The organism is Arhodomonas sp. KWT, assembly GCF_010993615.1.
Genome location: NZ_WNXE01000254.1, coordinates 1 through 2,972, shown reverse-complemented (window position 1 = coordinate 2,972; position 2,972 = coordinate 1). Strand labels below are relative to the sequence as shown.

Sequence of the window (2,972 nt, the reverse complement as noted above, 5' to 3'; positions counted from 1 at the left end):
CTGCGCCAGTTCGAGGAGCTGCAGTCCCGCGAGTTCCAGAAGCGCAACGAGACCAACGAGATCTACATCCCGCCGGGTGAACGCCTGGGCGACCTGGTCATCGAGGCCGCCCACGTGCGCAAGGCCTTCGGCGACACGCTGCTCATCGACGACCTCGACTTCAAGATGCCGCCCGGGGCGCTCGTGGGCATCATCGGCCCCAACGGTGCGGGCAAGTCCACGATGTTCCGCATGATCGTCGGCCAGGAGCAGCCGGACGAGGGCGAAATCCGCGTGGGCGAGACGGTCGATCTGGCCTACGTGGACCAGAGCCGCGAGGACCTGGACGGCGACAAGACCGTCTGGGAGGAGATATCCGGCGGCCACGACATCATCAAGGTCGGCAACTACGAGGTGCCGTCCCGGGCGTACGTGGGGCGCTTCAACTTCAAGGGATCGGAGCAGCAGAAGCGCATCGGCGAGCTCTCCGGCGGCGAACGCAACCGCGTCCACCTCGCCAAGCTCCTGCAGAAGGGCGGCAACACGCTGCTCCTCGACGAGCCGACCAACGATCTGGACGTCGAGACCCTGCGGGCATTGGAGGAGGCGCTGCTGGCCTTCCCGGGCTGCGCCATGGTCATCTCCCATGACCGCTGGTTCCTCGACCGCATCGCCACCCATATCCTCGCCTTCGAGGGCGACAGCCAGGTGACCTGGTTCGAGGGCAACTACACCGAGTACGAGGCGGACCGGCGGCGGCGCCTGGGCGACGAGGCCGCCCGCCCCCACCGCATCAAGTACCGGCGTCTGGCGGGCTGAGCCCGGCCACGTGTGCCGGCCCGCCCGGGCGGGCCGCACACTCGCGGAATATGCGCACCGTGCAGCGTGCGCAGGTGGCGTCGTCGAGGCGGGGAACCGTCTCGGCGATGGCCGTACCCGGATTCGCGCTCAGCCGCGGCTGCCCCGGACGATCCGCGTGGCCGGTACGGTGCAGCGCCCGGCGCACGTCGTCCTTGAGCGAGCAGATCACCAGGGCGCCCCCCATCCCCTCCAGCCGCTCGGCCTCCTCGGCCAGCATGCCGGCACCGGCGACATCGATCAGCGGAATGCCGCTGCCGATGACCAGAAGGTACGGCCGCTCCGGCCCCGTGTGCGCCCGCACGGCATCCCGCACGTGCTCCACCGCACCGAAGAACACCGCGCCGTCGACACGAAGCACCGCGAACTGCGGGCAGACCGCCAGCTCGTGCTTGCCGGCGTTACGCAGGTCCCGCCCCGGCCGGTCGGCCCGGGGCGCCACCTCCACGATGCGCGGGCGGGCGGCCTGGGCGAGGTAGACGAACAGCGAGACGACCACGCCGATGAGCACGGCGTAGGCGAGCTCCAGGAACACGGTGGCGAGGAACGTGGCCACCAGCACCGCCGCCTCGCCCCGGCCGGCACGCAGGACCTCGCGAATGGCGGGCACGTCCACCAGGCGGACCGCCACCACCAGGATCACCCCGGCCATCGCGGGCAGCGGCAGCCACTGCCCCAGGCCGGGCCAGGCCAGGGCCACCGCGGCCACGGTCACCGCCGAGACCAGTGCGGCGACGCTCGTGCGTGCGCCAGCCTCCTGATTGGCCGCCGAGCGCGTGAACGAGCCAGTCCCGGGCAGGCAGCCCAGGAACGAGCCGACCAGGTTGGACACCCCCTGCCCGGTGCACTCGCGATCGGCGTCGATGCGCTGGCCGCTGCGCCGGCCCAGGGCTCGGGCGATGGCAGCGGCCTCCAGCAGGCCCAGCAGCGCAATCGCCGCGGCCCCCGGCACCAGCTGCGGCAGCCGGCCCGGCGAGATCACCGGATGGATCGCGGGCAGCGAGGCGAGGCTGAGCGTGCCCACGCGGGCGACATCGCCGCCCCCGGCCAGCGCCACGCCGGCACTGCCGGCCACCAGGCCGCCGAGCAGCGCGCCCCCGCGCAGGCCGAGACGGCGCAGTACCAGGATCGCCAGGATCACCCCCGCACCGGTGGCGACAGAGGGCCAGGAGGCCTGCTGGAGCATCGCCCCGGGACTGTTCGTCGAGCCGGCACCGAGCAACTCCGGCACCTGACTCCAGGCAATGAGCACGGCGGCGCCGGCGGTGAAGCCGACGATCACCGTGTGCGAGACGAAGTTCACCAGCCGCCCCAGACGCAACAGGCCCACGGCGAGCTGCATCACGCCGGCCAGGGCCATCACCGTGACCACCAGCATCAGGTAGTCGCCGCTGCCGGGCTCGGCAAGAGGCGAGACCACGGCGAAGGTCAGCAGCGACAGCGCCGCCGCGGGGCCGGTGATCATCTCCCGGGAGCTGCCGGCAAGCGCGGCCACCGCCGTCACCACGACGGCGCTGCGCAGCCCCCACTCGGCGGGGACACCGGCGATCAGGGCGTAGGCGATGACCTGGGGTAGCGCGAGCAGCCCACCGATGCCGCCGGCGACGGCATCGGCTCGCAGGGCCGCGAGAGTGAATCGGGGCCGTCGGGCCACGCTGGCAGAGCTCCTTTATTAATCGGGCGCCGCCGGCGCGGGGCGACGCGGTTCAGCCGGCGTTATCCCACTCCGGGGCCAGGCCGGCAGGGTTGACGACACGACCGTCCGCCCGGGCGAGCCCGCTGATGCGGCGCATCTCCTCGTCGGACAGCGAGAAACCGAGGATATCGAAGTTGGCGCGCACATGCTCGGCCCGACGGCTGCGCGGGATCGCCACCACGCCCGGCTGCTGGTAATGCCAGCGCAGGATCACCTGGGCCGGTGTGCGGTCGTGATCGCGGGCGATCGCGGCGATGGTGCCGTCGTTCAGCACACCGCCCTGCCCCAGGGGGCAGTAGGCCGTCAGCGCCATGCCGCGCTCGCGCAGCGCCTCGAGCAGCGGCGCCTGGGAGAGGTAGGGGTGATACTCCACCTGGTCGGTGACCAGCGGCGCGCGGCTGAGCCCCTCGGCCTCGCGCACCAGCGCCACAGGGAAGTT

General features: G+C 72.2%; 3 protein-coding genes. 1 reads left to right on the top strand and 2 read right to left on the bottom strand.

What is annotated here, in order from left to right:
- A partial coding sequence (locus G7A99_RS17470) for an ATP-binding cassette domain-containing protein (RefSeq protein WP_163142539.1) occupies positions 1-798 on the top strand: 798 nt, incomplete at its 5' end.
- Here the strand turns inward: G7A99_RS17470 and G7A99_RS17465 are convergent.
- Complete coding sequence (locus tag G7A99_RS17465; RefSeq protein ID WP_163142536.1) at positions 773-2,491, bottom strand: SulP family inorganic anion transporter; 1,719 nt, start codon at positions 2,489-2,491, stop codon at positions 773-775. The two genes, G7A99_RS17470 and G7A99_RS17465, sit on opposite strands and share 26 nt — an antisense overlap.
- Positions 2,492-2,543: 52 nt before the next feature.
- Positions 2,544-2,972 (bottom strand): aldo/keto reductase (locus G7A99_RS17460; protein ID WP_163142533.1); only part of this gene is annotated, 429 nt, incomplete at its 5' end.